This window comes from Streptomyces sp. BYX5S, assembly GCF_054724165.1.
The window spans coordinates 7,386,876-7,401,197 of the sequence record NZ_CM138829.1 but is presented as its reverse complement, the minus strand read 5'-3'; the positions used below and the strand labels follow the sequence as shown (position 1 = coordinate 7,401,197).

The window sequence follows — 14,322 nt, the reverse complement described above, 5'->3', positions numbered from 1 at the left end:
GAGCCGAAGGTGGGCCCAGATGCCGACTCGCCATCGTCATCGATGCGGGCGCCCATAGCGAGGCGGTGCTCCGCGCCGCGGCCCGTTGCACGAGCCGGTCGCGCACGGGCTCGCGTGCGGAACTCTCGTGAGCGTCAGAAACGGGCACCAGTGGAACGCCCTCGGGTTGCACGGCCATGGGTAGCGCTGAACACGAACAGCTGGAACGCTGGATGGCGGAGCGTGCCGCTTCCTTCTACTTTAGAGTCCAATAGCGGGAGCCGCGAGGAGGGGCATCTTTCGGCACCCATTTCCTCCGGTCCTCGCTCGGATCCCAGTAGGGGACGTCACCGTAGTAAATCCGATAGGCCCAATGCTCAGGGAGCTCGTGCTCGATCAGGTCTGGCCACTCCTCGAAAGATAGGTGGCCCCACTCGGAATTGATACGGGCTACCGCCTCGGAAGATGAGATATTGAAGGTGTCGGTCATTTCTTCGACGACTTCAAGTAGATATTCTCGCGCTTCGGGGGCTGTGCTCATGATGAACTCGTTCATGCCTAAAGTGTTCCTTGCATTCCGTTCGTGAGTACTTTCGCTGCCCTCTCGCCGAAGAAGGCGATTTGGTGGCCTCCGATGGCAGCATCCCGCCCTTTTCGCATGAAATCTCTGAGGTTGAGGAGCATCGGCCCCTCCACCATTTCATACCTGTGCATTGCTCCGCCGCTCCTATTGTGCCTGAAGAAGTTCGACAGTTCATCGCTGGGGCCGTCGAACGTCCTGCGCGCGAGTCCCTCGAGTTTCTCAGGAGCGATTTTGAAGTGGAGGACTGCTCCGCCGTTCTCTCCACCCAGTCGAGCGGCCCACTTCTGCGCTTGTGCAAGGTCCTCGGTTACGTAGAACCCGCCCTTCCCGAAATCCATTGCCCTACGGCTGAAGTTCGGGTTTACTCCGTCGCGAAGAATTGCCTCGGCCGCTTCTTTTGTTGTTCCGTGGTACAGGTCGCGTGGGCATGCCGAGAGTCCAAGCGGGTCGGACCATGCGTGTGGATTACTTACGTAGGAGACAGGGTTGGGTGAGGGTTCCAGTCCCATGGGGTCTGGAGAAAGGTAGCGTGCGGTCTCCGGGTCATAATTGCGGAAGTAGTTCTGATGCAGCTCCGTCTCCGGGTCGAGATATTGACCGGGGGAGCGTAGGGGGGTGTGGGCGGTTGACTTCCGGCTCCAGACCGTATTTCCCCAGAGGGTGCTCCGGGAGCGGGCGGCGATGGCTCCGGATTCGTCGAGGAGCTCGGTGGGGGTGCCGACGAGGTCGGTGACGACAGCGAAGAAGCGTTCGTCAATTTCGTCATGGCGCGCGCGAGCTGCGGTTTTCCGTTCACGTTGGATGACAGGGTGCAGCCCTCGATGGTCCCATGTGAGGGAGATCGCCGGTTGAGGTGTAGCCGGTGCGTGCGTCGTCTGTTCGCAGAGGGTTGCGCCGTCCCACGTGAAGTCGACCTGTTCCACGACCGTTTCGGCGTCCGCCGCCAGGCGTTGTTTCGCCACCCGGCGGCCCAGTGGGTCGTAGCGGTAGCGCCACCGTGTGCCGTCGGGGGTGGTGCACGTCGTCAGGCGGTCTTCCGCGTCCCAGGTGTAGTGCCAGGTGTCCGGCTTGCGGGAGAGGCGGGTCTTCTGGCGGAGGGTGGTGCGGCCCGCCGCGTCGTGTTCGTAGCGGATGTTGCCCGCGCGGGTGATGCGGGTGCCGGTGTACGCGCGTTCGCCGGTCGCGTCCTGGCCACCCGGCATGCGGTCCGGCCAGTCGGCCTGTGTCTGGTTGCCCGCGGAGTCGTAGGCGTAGGTCTCCGACCAGTTGCGGGCGCTCACCGTTGTCACGCGGCCCGCGACGTCCAGGGTGAAGCGGCGGGGGCCGTTGAGGGCGTCGTCGATGGCGGTGAGGTTGCCGTCGGCGCGGTAGGTGTAGGTGCGGTGCTGGAGACTCTCCGCGCCCGGCCCCGCCACGTCGTGTGCCGTGAGGCGGCCCAACGGGTCCCAGGTGCTGGTCAGGGTCAGCCGGTCGCCGAGCGTGCGGGTCAGTTCCTGGCCGAGGGCGTCGTGGGTGAAGGAGAGGGTGCGGCCCGAGGCCGTGAGTGCGGTGCGGTTGCCCGCAGCGTCGTACGACCACTCGCTGACGGCGCCGGTGGGCGTGGTGCGGGACGCGCGGCGGCCGAGCGTGTCGTACGTGTAGGTGACCGTCCGCCCGTTCGTCGTCTCGGACAGGGTGCGGCCCGCCGCGTCGTACGTGTACGTGAGCGTGGCGTCCGGGCCGCTGATCCGGGTGGGGCGGCCGGCCACGTCGTAGGCGTACTCCGTGAGTTCGCCGCCCACCTCCTTCGTCGTCAGGTTGCCTAGCGGGTCGTAGGCGAGGGTGATCGCCTCGCCGAGCGGTGTGGTGCGGGTCGTGAGGCGGCCCGCGGGGTCGTGGCCGTACGTCACCCGGCGGTCGTCGAAGTCCGTCTCCGCGGCCAGCCGCCCCGCCGGGTCGTACGCGTAGTCCCATGTCAGGCCCTGCGGGTTGGTGACCCGGGTGAGGCGGAGTTCCGTGTCGTGGGTGAACGTGTGGCGCGTGCCGTCGGGATCCGTGCGGGCCGTGAGGAGGTCGAAGTGGGTGTACTCGAACGTGGTGACCTGGCCCAGGGCGTCCGTGTGGCGGGTGCAGTTGCCCTCGCCGTCGTACGTCCACGCCTCGACCGTGCCGTCCGGTGCCGTGCGCCGCGCGAGCTTGCCCTCCACCGTCCAGTCCATCCACGTGCGGTGGCCGAGCGCGTTCGTGACGCGGATCGTGCGGCCGAACGTGTCGTGTTCGTACGTCGTGGTCGCGCCGAGGGGGTCGGTCACCGACAGGGGCAGGCCCGCGCGGTTCGTCGTGACCGTCGTCGTCGCTCCGAGGGCGTCCGTGATCGCGGTCAGGTGGCCCGAAGGCGCGTACGTGTAACGGGTCGTGGCGCCGGCCGGGTCGGTGACGGAGGTGGGATTCCCGCGCTCGTCGTACGTGCGGTGCCACACCGCGCCGTCGGGGGAGACCGTCGTGGTGGGCAGGCCCAGGCGCCCCGGGCGACGCTGGTGTAGTGGCCGTCCGGGCGGATCACCAGGCTCAGCCGACCCGCCGTGTCGTACACGAACCGGGTGGTCCGGCCGGTCGGGTCGGTGATTGAACGGACCTTGTCGAAGCGGTCGTACGTGGTGCGCGTCGTCGCGCCCGTCGGGTCGGTCTCCGCCACCACCTGACACTTGTCGTTGATCAGGTAACGGCTCGTGTGGCCCAGGGAGTTGGTGATCGCCGTGGTGCTGTGGCCGGTCTCCGGATCCCGGTCGCCGTACATGAACGTGTTGACCATGTGGCCTTCGGCGCCACCCTGGCTGATGCAGCGGTCCCGGTCGTCGTAGACGTAGTGGAAGGACGAGCCGTTCGTGTCGGTCCAGGACGTGATGCGGCCGAGGAAGTCGTTGCCGTAACGGGTCGGGGTTCCGGAGGAGTTGGTGACTTCGCAGAGGTGGCCCGACTCGTCGTAGCCGAACCGCACGATCTCGGTGTCCCCGCCGTCCTCAGCCGCGCCCACCAGGTGCAGGGCGGTGATCCTCCCGACGGAAGTGCTGACCCTCAGGCAGTAGCCCGCGCTGTGCGCGATCGAGGTGGGCGCGCCCTCGTCGTCGTAGGCGAAGGTGATCCACTGGCCGGTGCGGTCCGATATCTGAGCGAGCGGCGCGATGCCGTCCGGGCCCTCGACGGGGGCGTCGAACTGCCACTCGCGGCCGGACTCGGGGTCGGTGAGGGTGTAGTCGCCGTGTACGTCGATGGCCAGCGGCCAGCGCGCGCCCTCGGCCGGCAGGACGGGCAGGCCCGGCGCCGGGTGCGGGTAGGCGAGCATGGTGCCGTCGGCGCTGACGAAGATGACGCCTTCGGTGTCGACCTCCAGGCGCTGGTCGGCGGTTGACGTCCAGGTCGGGCCGAACCAGCGGCCCGCCCGCCACGACGACTCGAAGAACCGCTCGAAGGTGAGGGGCAGCAGCGCGGGCAGGCTGATGTCCGTCTGCGGCAGCAGCATTCGGCCGGTCGCGACGTCCACCGGGTCCGTCTTGCACGTGCGGTGGATGAACTTGCGGCCGAGTTCCCTGAGGCCTTCGCGCAGTCCTCCGCGCGCCGTGCCCTCGGCCGCGCCCTTGGCGCCCGACTTCACCGCACCCCGCAGCCCCGCCTTGGCGGCCCCGCCCGCGCCCTTGCCGCCGATCAGGTTCGAAAGGAAGACGCCGGCGGCCTCGCTCGGGTCGCTCTTCCAGCCCGAGCCGACGATCGCTTTCGGGAGCTGCTCGGGGTGCGAGGCGAGACCGGTCAGCCCGGCCAGCACCATCTGTTGCTGGGCCATGGCTTCGGCCGGGTGGGAGAGGTTGTAGGGGGCCACCGGGTTGAAGGTGCGGCCCAGCTTCACCATGTCGGTGAGGCCCTTGACGACGCCGCCGGTCACATGGACCCCGCTGAGCACGTCCGCCGTGAGCAGGTCCGTGCCGTTGGCCAGCAACCGATCCGTGAAGTCCGGCTTCGCCGGCGCCTTCTCCAGCGCCGCGGCCACCAGCCTCTGCGCGTCCTGACCCGCGTCGTCGCGCTGCCTGCGCGCCTCGACGAGCAGATGCTCCGCCGCCTCCCGGCCCTCCTTGCCCGGGTCGGTGAACGGCCCGGGTTTCACCGGAGTGCTGTCCGGTGCGCCCCCTTGCTCGACCGTGCTGTTGTACGCCGCGACGTCACTGTTGTAGGCGTCGACGCGGGCGTTGTAGCTGTTGATCGCGTCCTTCGAGGTCTGCTCGGCGGCCCGCCACTTCGCGATGGCCTCCTGGGCCTGCGTCTGCGCCCAGCGAACCGTGTCCCCGTACGCCTCCAGGGCCTTGGCAGCCGATTCGCAGGCGTCCGCCGCGGTGAGCCACGCCTTGGGCTGGGGTTCGAACTTCTCCCGGAACGCGTCGGCGGCACTGCCCCGCCAGTCACCCGAGTCCAGGCCGCGCAGCCCCTGCCCGACGTTCTCGAACGCGCCGGAGAAGTCCCGCAGGTGCTTCGCGGTGGCCTCGATCTTGGCCGGGCTGCCGTGGACGAGTTCCTTGGGCTCGTCGCTCTCGCCGAGATTGCGCTCGCCGACCTGCGCGCCCAGGCGGTTGGCCAGTGCCTCACCACCGTCGCGCACGTTCTCGGCCGTGCCGTCCAGGCCGACGTGGTCGAGGCCGTCGGCCACCTTGTCCGAGCCCCACTCGACCGCCCCGCCGACGGCCTTCTTCGCCGAGCCGACAGCGCTCCCGAGACCGTCGCCGACCCCGTCGATGAATCCCCCGATGCCCACGGGTCAGCTCCGCCCTTCGGGGTTCTCGGGCGCGGGAGGACCGTCCCACTGCCACTCGACGTCCGTGTCCTGCCCGGCCACCGCGGCGGCCGGGCCCAGCAGCGGAGAGGACTGCGCGTTCTGCGCCGCTTGATCCCATGCCGCCTCGGTCTGCTGCGCCCGCAGGGCGGACTCCGCCGAGAAATCCGGGTTCAAGGGCTCGGTCACCGGGCTCTTGAGCGTGTCGCTCCAGCTCTGCCGCGCCGCCTCGTCCTCGGAGAGGTACGGATTGCCGACAAGTCCGTCGTACGTCCCCTTCAACGTCGTCGAGATGTACTGCTCCTGCTCGTGATAGGCCCCGGCTGACAGTCCGAGGCCGCGCGCGAGGTCGTTCGCGTTCTGCATCAGCGACCGCACACCCCAGCTCCACTGGTCGCAGAACTCGGCGAACACCTGCGTAAGGCCGCCGTGTCCGGACTCCAGGCCGGTCAACTCCAGCTCGTCGAAGCCGCGCCCGAGGTTCGCCTCGATGTCGAAGCCCAGTTCCTTGAGCTCCGACATCGCGGCGTTGATGCCCTTGGTGACGCGGTCCAGGGCTTCCGGGTCGACCTGGTATCCGTCCCCGCTCATACGGCCGCGTCCTCGGCGTCCAGGGCGACCGCGTCCGGGACGATGCCGGTCATCGGCGGGAAGAGCACGCCGTCCGCCGACCCCGGATCCAGGGCGACTCCGCACGGAACGCCCGCGGCGCCGACCGCCTCGTCCAGCAGCCGTGCGCCCAGGATCTTCAGATAGGGCCAGTCGCGGGCGGTCGCCTCCGCACCCCGGGCCTGTACGAAGCGGGCCAGCGCTTCCTCGTGCGAGAACGCGCAGATCCAGCGCAGCCCGCCGGACTCCGCCGACCACAGTCCGTCCCGGTCGTCCAGCGGCACCAGCACCGCCGTCCGCCGGAATTCCCCCAGCAGTGCCGCGAATTCTTGCCGCGCGGCCTCTGCCGCCCCGGCCCCCCGTATGCATGGCCAACGATCCTGGCACGCGTGACTGCGCGTGAGCAACAAGTGACGGGAGCTGCCGGTGAGGTCACAGGTGCGGGTGGCGGCGCGCGCGTTCGGCGTGCGGTCAGCGCAGACCTTCCGCGATCTCCCGCACCACCCCCATCGCCCTCCGCTGCAACCCCGGCCCGAACGTGATCCGCGTCGCGCCCGACGCGCCCCACTCCCGCAGGGAAGGGCCGCCGGGTGGGGCGCCCACGTTGATCGGGCCGGCGATCGCGGAGCGCAGGGCGGGTACGGCGTCGAGAGGGGCGCCGATCGGGTACACGCAGTCCGCGCCCGCCGCGACGTACAGCCGGGCCCGTTCCACCGCCTCGGCGACCGGGTCCGGGACGCTCCTGATGAACGTGTCGACGCGTGCGTTCAGGAACAGGCGGTCGCCCGCCGCCGCGCGCACCTCCGCCAGCCAATCGGCGTGCGCCGCGGCGGACTTGAGGGTGCCGGTCGTGTGGTCGGAGTCCTCCAGGTTGCAGCCGACCGCGCCGGTCTCCAGGAGGCGTTCCACCAGTTCCTTGGGCGCGAGGCCGTAGCCGCCCTCGATGTCCGCCGACACCGGTACCGACACCGCGCGCACGATCCGGCGGACCGCCGCGAACATCTCGTCGGCGGGCGTCGAACCGTCCTCGTAGCCGAGGGACGCGGCCACCCCCGCGCTCGGCGTCGCCAGCGCCGTGAAGCCGGTCTCCTCGAAGACGCGGGCGCTCGCGGCGTCCCACGGTCCGGGCAGGACCAGCGGGTCGCCGGGGGAGCGGTCGTGGTGCAGCGTGCGGAATCCCGTGACATCGTTCGTACTCACCACGCGCGGCCCCCCACCCCAGCCACATGCCTGCTTACCACGCGCGGCCTCCCGGTTCGATGCGGCGGCTCACCATCAGTCGGTTCCAGGTGTTGATCACCACGATCGACGCGATGAGGTGGGCCAGTTCCGGTTCCGTGAAGTGCTCGGCCGCCTCCGCGTACACCTCGTCCGGGACGGGAACGCGGTCGTCCGGCAGGAGCGTAACCGCCTCCGTCAGGGCCAGGGCAGCCCTTTCCCGGCCGTCGAAGACGTCGCCCGCCTCCCGCCACGCGTTCAGGAGCGCGATGCGCTTCGCGGTCTCGCCGTTCGTGCGCACCGCGATGTCCACGTGCATGTCCAGGCAGAACGCGCACGCGTTCAGCTGCGACGCCCGGATCGCCACCAGTTCGGTGAGGGCCGGGTCGTCGAGGCCCTTCTTCGCAGCCGCGCTCAGCGCCCGCATCGCCGCGACGACCCCGGCGTCCAACTCCCGCGTGCGGAAGGTCACTTGAAGTCGCCCGGCGTGTAGTGCCCCGGCGACTGGCGGGTGGAGACGCCGAAGCGGTTCCACGCGTTGATGACCGTGATCGCCGCGATCAGCTGCGCCAGCTCCTGCTCGCCGAAGACCTTCGCCGCCTTCTCGTACACGTCGTCCGGCACGAAACCGTCGGTGAGGACGGTGATCGCCTCGGTCAGTTCGAGGGCCGCGATCTCCTTCTCCGTGTAGTAGTGCTTCGACTCCTCCCACGCGCTGAGCTGGATGATCCGCTCCACGCTCTCGCCCGCCGCGAGCGCGTCCTTGCTGTGCATGTCGAGGCAGAGCGCGCAGCGGTTGAGCTGGGAGGCGCGGATCTTGACCAGTTCGGCGATCTTGGGGTCCACGCCGGCGCGGGCCGCCGCGTCCAGCCGGACCATCGCCTTGAAGACGTCGGGCGCGAGCCGGTGCCAGTCCAGGCGGGGGGTGTGCTCGTGAACGTATGCGGGGGTCTCGGAGGGTTCGGTGGAGTTCTGAGGGGTCTGGGGGTTCTGGGGGGTTTCGTTGGGTGTCATGCTTCGAAGCCTACGGACGGAGTAGCCCAGGAGTATGGTCCATTTACGTGGAAGAATCTTGGGCCAATTCGGCATCCGGGCGAGCGCTCGGCGGCATCGACCTGCACCTCGACCGGCACTCCGCCGGAGGCGTCCGCCGCGGGCTGACCGACGCCCTCCGCGAGGCCGTACGCGGCGGGCGGCTCGCCCCCGGCACCCGCCTGCCCGCCTCCCGCGCCCTCGCCGCCGACCTCGGCCTCGCCCGCAACACGGTCGCCGACGCCTACGCCGACCTCGTCGCCGAGGGCTGGCTCACCGCCCGGCAGGGCTCCGGCACCCGCGTCGCCGAACGCCCCGCCCAGGCCCCCGCCCCGGCCCCCGTCACCCACCACGTCCCCTTCGGCGGCCACCGCTACGACCTCCACCCCGGCCGCCCCGACCTCGCCGCCTTCCCCCGCGCCGAGTGGCTGAAGGCCGCCCGCCGTGCCCTGAACGCCGCCCCGAACGAGGCCCTCGGCTACGGCGACCCGCGCGGTCGCCCCGAACTGCGCGTCGCCCTCGCCGACTACCTCGCCCGCGCCCGCGGCGTCCAGGCATCTCCGGAGCGGATCGTCGTCTGCGCCGGATTCGTGCAGGGCGCGCAGCTGCTGGGCGAGGTCCTGCACCGCCGCGGCGTGCGTGACGTCGCCGTGGAGGCGTACGGGCTCGACCTCCACCTGAACTACCTCACCCGCCCCGGCCTGCGCACCCGCCCGCTCCCGGTCGACGAACTCGGGGCCGATACCGAGGTGTTGGGCGACGAGGGTGCCGTACTCCTCACGCCCGCCCACCAGTTCCCCCTTGGCGCCGCCCTCCATCCGCGCCGCCGCACCGCCGTCCTCGACTGGGCGCGCCGCACCGGCTCGCTGATCCTGGAGGACGACTACGACGGCGAGTTCCGCTACGACCGCCAGCCCGTCGGCGCGCTCCAGGGCCTCGACCCCGACCGCGTCGTCTACCTCGGCACCGCCAGCAAGTCCCTCGCGCCGGGGCTGCGGCTCGGCTGGATGGTGCTGCCCGCGCCGCTCGTCGACGAGGTCGTCGCCGCCAAGGGGCACACCGACTGGTCCTGCGGCGTCCTCGACCAGCTCACCCTCGCCGAGTTCCTGCGCTCCGGGGCGTACGACCGTCATGTGCGCGCCGCCCGGCTGCGCTACCGGCGCCGCCGCGACCAGCTCGTCGCCGCGCTCGCCGAACGCGCCCCGGACGTGCGCGCCACCGGCATCGCGGCCGGGCTGCACGCCGTGCTCCGCCTCCCGCCGGGCACCGAACGCTCCGTGGTGCGGGCCGCCGCCTGGCAGCGCCTCGGCGTCGCCGGGCTCTCCTCCTTCAGGCATGAGTCCGCGCCCCAGGGGCAATCGGCTCCCGACGCCCTGGTGGTCGGCTACGGCACTCCGCCCGACCACACGTGGCCGGGCGCGTTGGATACCCTGTGCCGGGTCCTGCCGTAGGGCGGGTACGAAGAACGTAGGACGAACGACGGGGGAAACGTCATGAAGGACAGCAAGGACGGCGTGGAGAGCGCGGGCGGCCCGGCCGCCGCGAGCAAGGCGGTCACCCGGCGGCTGCGCTCCGGCACCGTCGCCCTCGGCGGCGTGGGCCTGCTGGCCGCCGCGCTCACCGCCTGCTCGTCGGACTCCGACGCGGACCGGCGCTGCATCGACAAGAACAGCTACAACGCGGGCAAGGGCTACAAGGTCGTCTCCGACAAGTACTGCAAGTCCTCGTCCGGCAAGTCGTCGGTCAACGGCAGCTGGTACTACGGCGGTTCGAAGAAGGGCACCCGCGTCGGCGGCGGCTCCTTCTCCAAGTCGTCCGGCGGCGGCGTCACCCGCGGCGGCTTCGGCAGCGGCGGCAAGGGCGGAAGCTCCGGCGGCTGAGCCCGGCCGGAGACACCGCGATGAAGCGACACACCATCACCCCGCGCCCCGGCTGGCAGCAGACCGTCGAGGAACAGGGGCTCATCTACCCGCTCACCCGCTACCCGGACGACTCGCTGCGCCCGTACTGGGACGAGAGCGCCTACTACGAGTTCACCCTGCCCGAGGTCGAGGCGCTGGAGGAGGTCGTCGAGGAACTGCACCGCATGTGCCTCGCCGCTGCCGAGCACATCGTGCGCACCGACCGCTTCGCCGACCTCGGCATCACCGACCCGCGGGTCGCCGCGGCGGTCGCCGAGGCCTGGGAGCGGCGCGCCGAACTCCCGTCCGTCTACGGCCGGTTCGACCTCCGCTACGACGGTACGGGCCCGGCGAAGCTCCTGGAGTACAACGCGGACACCCCCACCTCCCTGGTGGAGGCGGCCAGCCCTCAGTGGTTCTGGATGGAGGAGCGCTTCCCTGGCGCCGACCAGTGGAACTCGCTGCACGAGCGGCTGGTCGACGCCTGGAAGAAGCAGGCCGCGCTGCTCCCGCCGGGCAGCCCGCTGTACTTCGCGCACTCCTCGGCCGACGAACTCGGCGAGGACCTGATGACGGTCGGCTACCTGAAGGAGACCGCCGAACAGGCGGGCCTGGACACCGACTGGATCTCCATGGAGGAGATCGGCTGGGACAGCATCTCCGAACGGTTCGTCGACAACCAACTCCGGTACATCCGCAGCTGTTTCAAGCTGTACCCGTGGGAGTGGCTGACCACCGACGCGTTCGCCGAACACGTCCTCGCCGGCCTCGACAACGGCGGCGGCACCGGTACGACGATGTGGATCGAGCCGGCCTGGAAGATGCTGCTCAGCAACAAGGCGCTGCTGGCGATCCTCTGGGAGCTGTACCCGGACCATCCGAACCTGCTCCCCGCGTACCTCGACGGTCCCCGCGAACTCGCCGCCGCCGACGGACCGGGCTACGTGGCGAAGCCGCTGCTCGGCCGGGAGGGCGCGGGCGTCACGGTCCACCGGCCCGGCGACGCGCCCGCGAACCCCGAAGAGGCGTGCTGCTACCAGGAGTTGGCGGAGCTGCCCGACTTCGACGGCAACCGCGTCGTCCTCGGCGCGTGGGTCGTCGAGGACGAGTCGGCGGGCCTCGGCATCAGGGAATCGGCGGGGCTGGTCACGGACGAGTACGCCCGCTTCCTGCCCCACGTCATCCTGTGAGCCGCCGTCAGGCCCCCAGTACCGCCCGGAGCTGATCGAGTCCCCAGTCCAGATCGTCCTTGCCGATCACCAGCGGCGGGGCGATCCGGATGGTGGACCCGTGCGTGTCCTTCACCAGCACGCCCCGCTCCATCAGCTTCTCCGAGATCTCCCGGCCCGTACCGAACGACGGGTCGATGTCGACGCCCGCCCACAGTCCGCGCCCGCGCACCCCGGTGACCTTGCCCGTGCCGCTCAGCAGGCCCAGCTCGGCGTGCAGATGCTCGCCCAGCTCCGTGGCCCGCTCCTGGAACTCGCCGGTGCGCAGCATCGCGATCACCTCCAGGGCCACGGCGCAGGCGAGCGGGTTCCCGCCGAACGTCGACCCGTGCTCGCCCGGCCGGAACACCCCGAGCACGTCCCGGTCCGCCACCACCGCGGACACCGGCACGACGCCGCCGCCGAGCGCCTTGCCCAGCACGTACACGTCCGGCACGACGCCCTCGTGCTCGCACGCGAAGGTGCGGCCGGTCCGCCCGAGCCCCGACTGGATCTCGTCGGCGACGAACAGCACGTTCCGCTCACGGGTCAGCTCCCGTACGCCCGCGAGATAGCCGGGCGGCGGGACGAGCACGCCCGCCTCGCCCTGGATCGGCTCAAGGAGCACCGCGACCGTGTCGTCCGTGACCGCGGCGCGCAGCGCGTCCAGGTCCCCGTACGGGACGATGTCGAAGCCCGGCGTGTACGGGCCGAAGTCGGCGCGGGCCTCCTCGTCGGTGGAGAAGCTGACGATGGTCGTCGTACGGCCGTGGAAGTTGTCGGAGGCGACCACGATCCTGGCCCGCCCGTCCGGTACGCCCTTGACCCGGTAACCCCACTTCCTGGCGGTCTTCACGGCGGTCTCGACGGCCTCCGCGCCCGTGTTCATCGGCAGCACCATCTCCTTGCCGCACAGCGCGGCGAGCTCGGTGCAGAAGGCGCCGAACCGGTCGTGGTGGAACGCCCGCGAGGTCAGCGTCACCCGCTCCAGCTGGGCCTTCGCTGCGTCGATGAGCCGGCGGTTGCCGTGCCCGAAGTTGAGCGCCGAGTAACCGGCGAGCATGTCGAGGTAGCGCCGCCCCTCGACGTCGGTCAGCCACGCGCCCTCGGCGGTGGCGACGACCACGGGGAGCGGATGGTAGTTGTGCGCGCCGTGGTCTTCGGCGAGGGCGATTGCTGCGTCGGTGGCACTCACGGGATCTCCGTTCGTCGCGGCTGTGCGCTGAGCGGGTTTGTGGCCCTTTCCTATCGTCGCTCGCGATGTGGACGTGGAAACCTCGCCGCGCGGCGCGCCCGGTACTGTGAGGGCAGGGCCGTGACTGGCGCGCTGGGATGGGATCGACCATCGGGGAGCGGCCCGAGCAGTGAGTGCCGTGCGCCTGGGCCGACCCGTGAACCGACCGTGTCCGGAGGTTGCCCCCATGACCGATTCCCCGCTGACTCCCGAGTCCACCGCGTACCGCGCGGCCCTCGACGTCGTACGCGCCGTGGAGCCCCGCGTCGCCGACGCCATCGCGCAGGAGCTGACCGACCAGCGCGAGATGCTGAAGCTGATCGCGTCCGAGAACTACGCGTCCCCGGCGACGCTGCTCACCATGGGCAACTGGTTCTCCGACAAGTACGCCGAGGGCACCGTCGGCCGCCGTTTCTACGCGGGGTGCCGCAACGTCGACACCGTCGAGTCGCTCGCCGCGGAGCACGCGCGCGAGCTGTTCGGCGCGCGGCACGCGTACGTGCAGCCGCACTCCGGGATCGACGCCAACCTCGTCGCCTTCTGGGCCGTGCTCGCCGACCGGGTCGAGGCGCCGTTCCTGGAGAAGACCGGCGTCCGCCAGATCAACGACCTCACCGAGGAGGACTGGGCCGAGCTGCGGCGCGCCTTCGGCAACCAGCGGATGCTCGGCATGTCGCTGGACGCGGGCGGCCACCTCACGCACGGCTTCCGGCCGAACATCTCCGGCAAGATGTTCGACCAGCGCTCGTACGGCACCGACCCCGCGACCGGCCTCATCGACTACGAGGCGCTGCGCGCGCAGGCCCGCGAGTTCAAGCCGATGATCATCGTCGCCGGGTACTCCGCGTACCCGCGGCTCGTGAACTTCCGGATCATGCGGGAGATCGCCGACGAGGTGGGCGCCACGCTCATGGTCGACATGGCGCACTTCGCGGGCCTCGTCGCGGGCAAGGTGCTCACGGGCGACTTCGACCCGGTGCCGCACGCGCAGATCGTGACGACGACCACGCACAAGTCGCTGCGGGGGCCGCGCGGCGGCATGGTGCTGTGCGACGACTCGCTGAAGGACCAGGTCGACCGGGGCTGCCCGATGGTGCTCGGCGGGCCGCTGCCGCACGTCATGGCCGCGAAGGCGGTCGCCCTCGCGGAGGCGCGGCAGCCGGCGTTCCAGGACTACGCGCAGCGCATCGTCGACAACGCGCGGGCGCTGGCCGAGGGCCTCATGCGGCGGGGCGCCACGCTCGTCACCGGCGGCACGGACAACCACCTGAACCTCATCGACGTCGCGTCGTCCTACGACCTCACCGGTCGGCAGGCCGAGGCCGCCCTCCTCGACTCCGGCATCGTCACGAACCGCAACGCGATTCCGGCGGACCCGAACGGGGCGTGGTACACGTCCGGCATCCGGATCGGTACGCCCGCGCTGACCACGCGGGGGCTGGGCGCGGCCGAGATGGACGAGATCGCGGGGCTGATCGACCGGGTGCTCGGGGCGGCGGAGCCGGGGCGGACGAAGTCCGGGGCGGTGTCGAAGGCGAGCCATGTGCTGGAGGCGAAGCTCTCCGAGGAGATCGCCGACCGCGCCTCGAACCTCCTGGCCCCCTTCCCCCTGTACGACCGGATCGACCTCGCCTGAACCGCACGGGGCTCCGCCCCGGACCCCGCTGCTCAATCGCCGCAGGGGCTCTATTGAGCCCTTGCGGCAATGCGCGAGTGAGGCCCGGACCCATCAAGCCCCTCCGGCGATTGAGGAGCGGGGTCCG

The 14,322-nt window shown here is 70.7% G+C and carries 11 protein-coding genes, 1 pseudogene and 1 riboswitch; of the genes and pseudogenes, 4 read left to right on the top strand and 8 right to left on the bottom strand.

All coding sequences use genetic code 11. The annotated features are described in order from the left end of the window. Positions 1-235: 235 nt before the first annotated feature. The 7 genes and pseudogenes from ACYBSK_RS33300 to ACYBSK_RS33270 form a co-directional block, all read right to left on the bottom strand. Positions 236-535 (bottom strand): hypothetical protein, encoded by a 300-nt coding sequence (locus ACYBSK_RS33300; protein ID WP_460244325.1) that lies wholly within the window; start codon positions 533-535, stop codon positions 236-238. Between the two features lie 2 nt (positions 536-537). Continuing rightward, a pseudogene (locus ACYBSK_RS33295) lies at positions 538-5,339 on the bottom strand (putative T7SS-secreted protein). Between the two features lie 3 nt (positions 5,340-5,342). Then, positions 5,343-5,948: a hypothetical protein gene (locus ACYBSK_RS33290; protein ID WP_460244324.1), complete on the bottom strand. Its 606-nt coding sequence runs from the start codon at positions 5,946-5,948 to the stop codon at positions 5,343-5,345. After that, on the bottom strand, positions 5,945-6,250 hold the full coding sequence (locus ACYBSK_RS33285) for an SseB family protein (RefSeq protein ID WP_460244323.1): 306 nt from the start codon (positions 6,248-6,250) through the stop codon (positions 5,945-5,947). Before ACYBSK_RS33285 ends, ACYBSK_RS33290 begins: the two co-directional genes overlap by 4 nt. Before the next feature lie 187 nt (positions 6,251-6,437). After that, positions 6,438-7,166, bottom strand: coding sequence for an isocitrate lyase/PEP mutase family protein (locus tag ACYBSK_RS33280; RefSeq protein ID WP_460244322.1), 729 nt, complete (start codon positions 7,164-7,166; stop codon positions 6,438-6,440). Positions 7,167-7,200: 34 nt separating this feature from the next. Next, the gene (locus tag ACYBSK_RS33275) at positions 7,201-7,656 is read right to left on the bottom strand and encodes a carboxymuconolactone decarboxylase family protein (RefSeq protein ID WP_460244321.1); all 456 of its coding nucleotides are present in this window, start codon (positions 7,654-7,656) and stop codon (positions 7,201-7,203) included. Beyond that, positions 7,653-8,198 (bottom strand): carboxymuconolactone decarboxylase family protein, encoded by a 546-nt coding sequence (locus ACYBSK_RS33270; RefSeq protein WP_460244320.1) that lies wholly within the window; start codon positions 8,196-8,198, stop codon positions 7,653-7,655. The genes ACYBSK_RS33275 and ACYBSK_RS33270 overlap by 4 nt, the downstream gene beginning before the upstream one ends. A gap of 47 nt (positions 8,199-8,245) precedes the next feature. On the opposite strand from ACYBSK_RS33270, the gene pdxR reads away from it, so the two are divergent. Genes pdxR through ACYBSK_RS33255 form a run of 3 tightly spaced genes read left to right on the top strand, consistent with a single transcriptional unit; the run spans position 8,246 to position 11,307 of the window. After that, a complete protein-coding gene (gene pdxR / locus ACYBSK_RS33265; protein ID WP_460244319.1) occupies positions 8,246-9,667 on the top strand; it encodes a MocR-like pyridoxine biosynthesis transcription factor PdxR in 1,422 nt (473 codons plus the stop codon). Between the two features lie 42 nt (positions 9,668-9,709). Beyond that, positions 9,710-10,096, top strand: a complete 387-nt coding sequence (locus tag ACYBSK_RS33260) for a hypothetical protein (protein ID WP_457480976.1) — start codon at positions 9,710-9,712, stop codon at positions 10,094-10,096. A 20-nt stretch (positions 10,097-10,116) separates the two neighbouring features. After that, positions 10,117-11,307 carry a glutathionylspermidine synthase family protein gene (locus tag ACYBSK_RS33255; protein ID WP_460244318.1) on the top strand — a complete coding sequence of 397 codons (1,191 nt, stop codon included), beginning with the start codon at positions 10,117-10,119 and terminating at the stop codon, positions 11,305-11,307. Positions 11,308-11,314: 7 nt separating this feature from the next. Here the strand turns inward: ACYBSK_RS33255 and rocD are convergent, their stop codons facing one another. Next, positions 11,315-12,520 (bottom strand): ornithine--oxo-acid transaminase, encoded by a 1,206-nt coding sequence (gene rocD, locus ACYBSK_RS33250; RefSeq protein WP_460244317.1) that lies wholly within the window; start codon positions 12,518-12,520, stop codon positions 11,315-11,317. Positions 12,521-12,630: 110 nt separating this feature from the next. Further along, a riboswitch (ZMP/ZTP riboswitch) is annotated at positions 12,631-12,717 on the top strand. 29 nt (positions 12,718-12,746) lie between these two features. Here rocD and ACYBSK_RS33245 point away from each other — a divergent pair. Continuing rightward, positions 12,747-14,195 carry a glycine hydroxymethyltransferase gene (locus tag ACYBSK_RS33245; RefSeq protein ID WP_457480973.1) on the top strand — a complete coding sequence of 483 codons (1,449 nt, stop codon included), beginning with the start codon at positions 12,747-12,749 and terminating at the stop codon, positions 14,193-14,195. Positions 14,196-14,322: the final 127 nt, after the last annotated feature.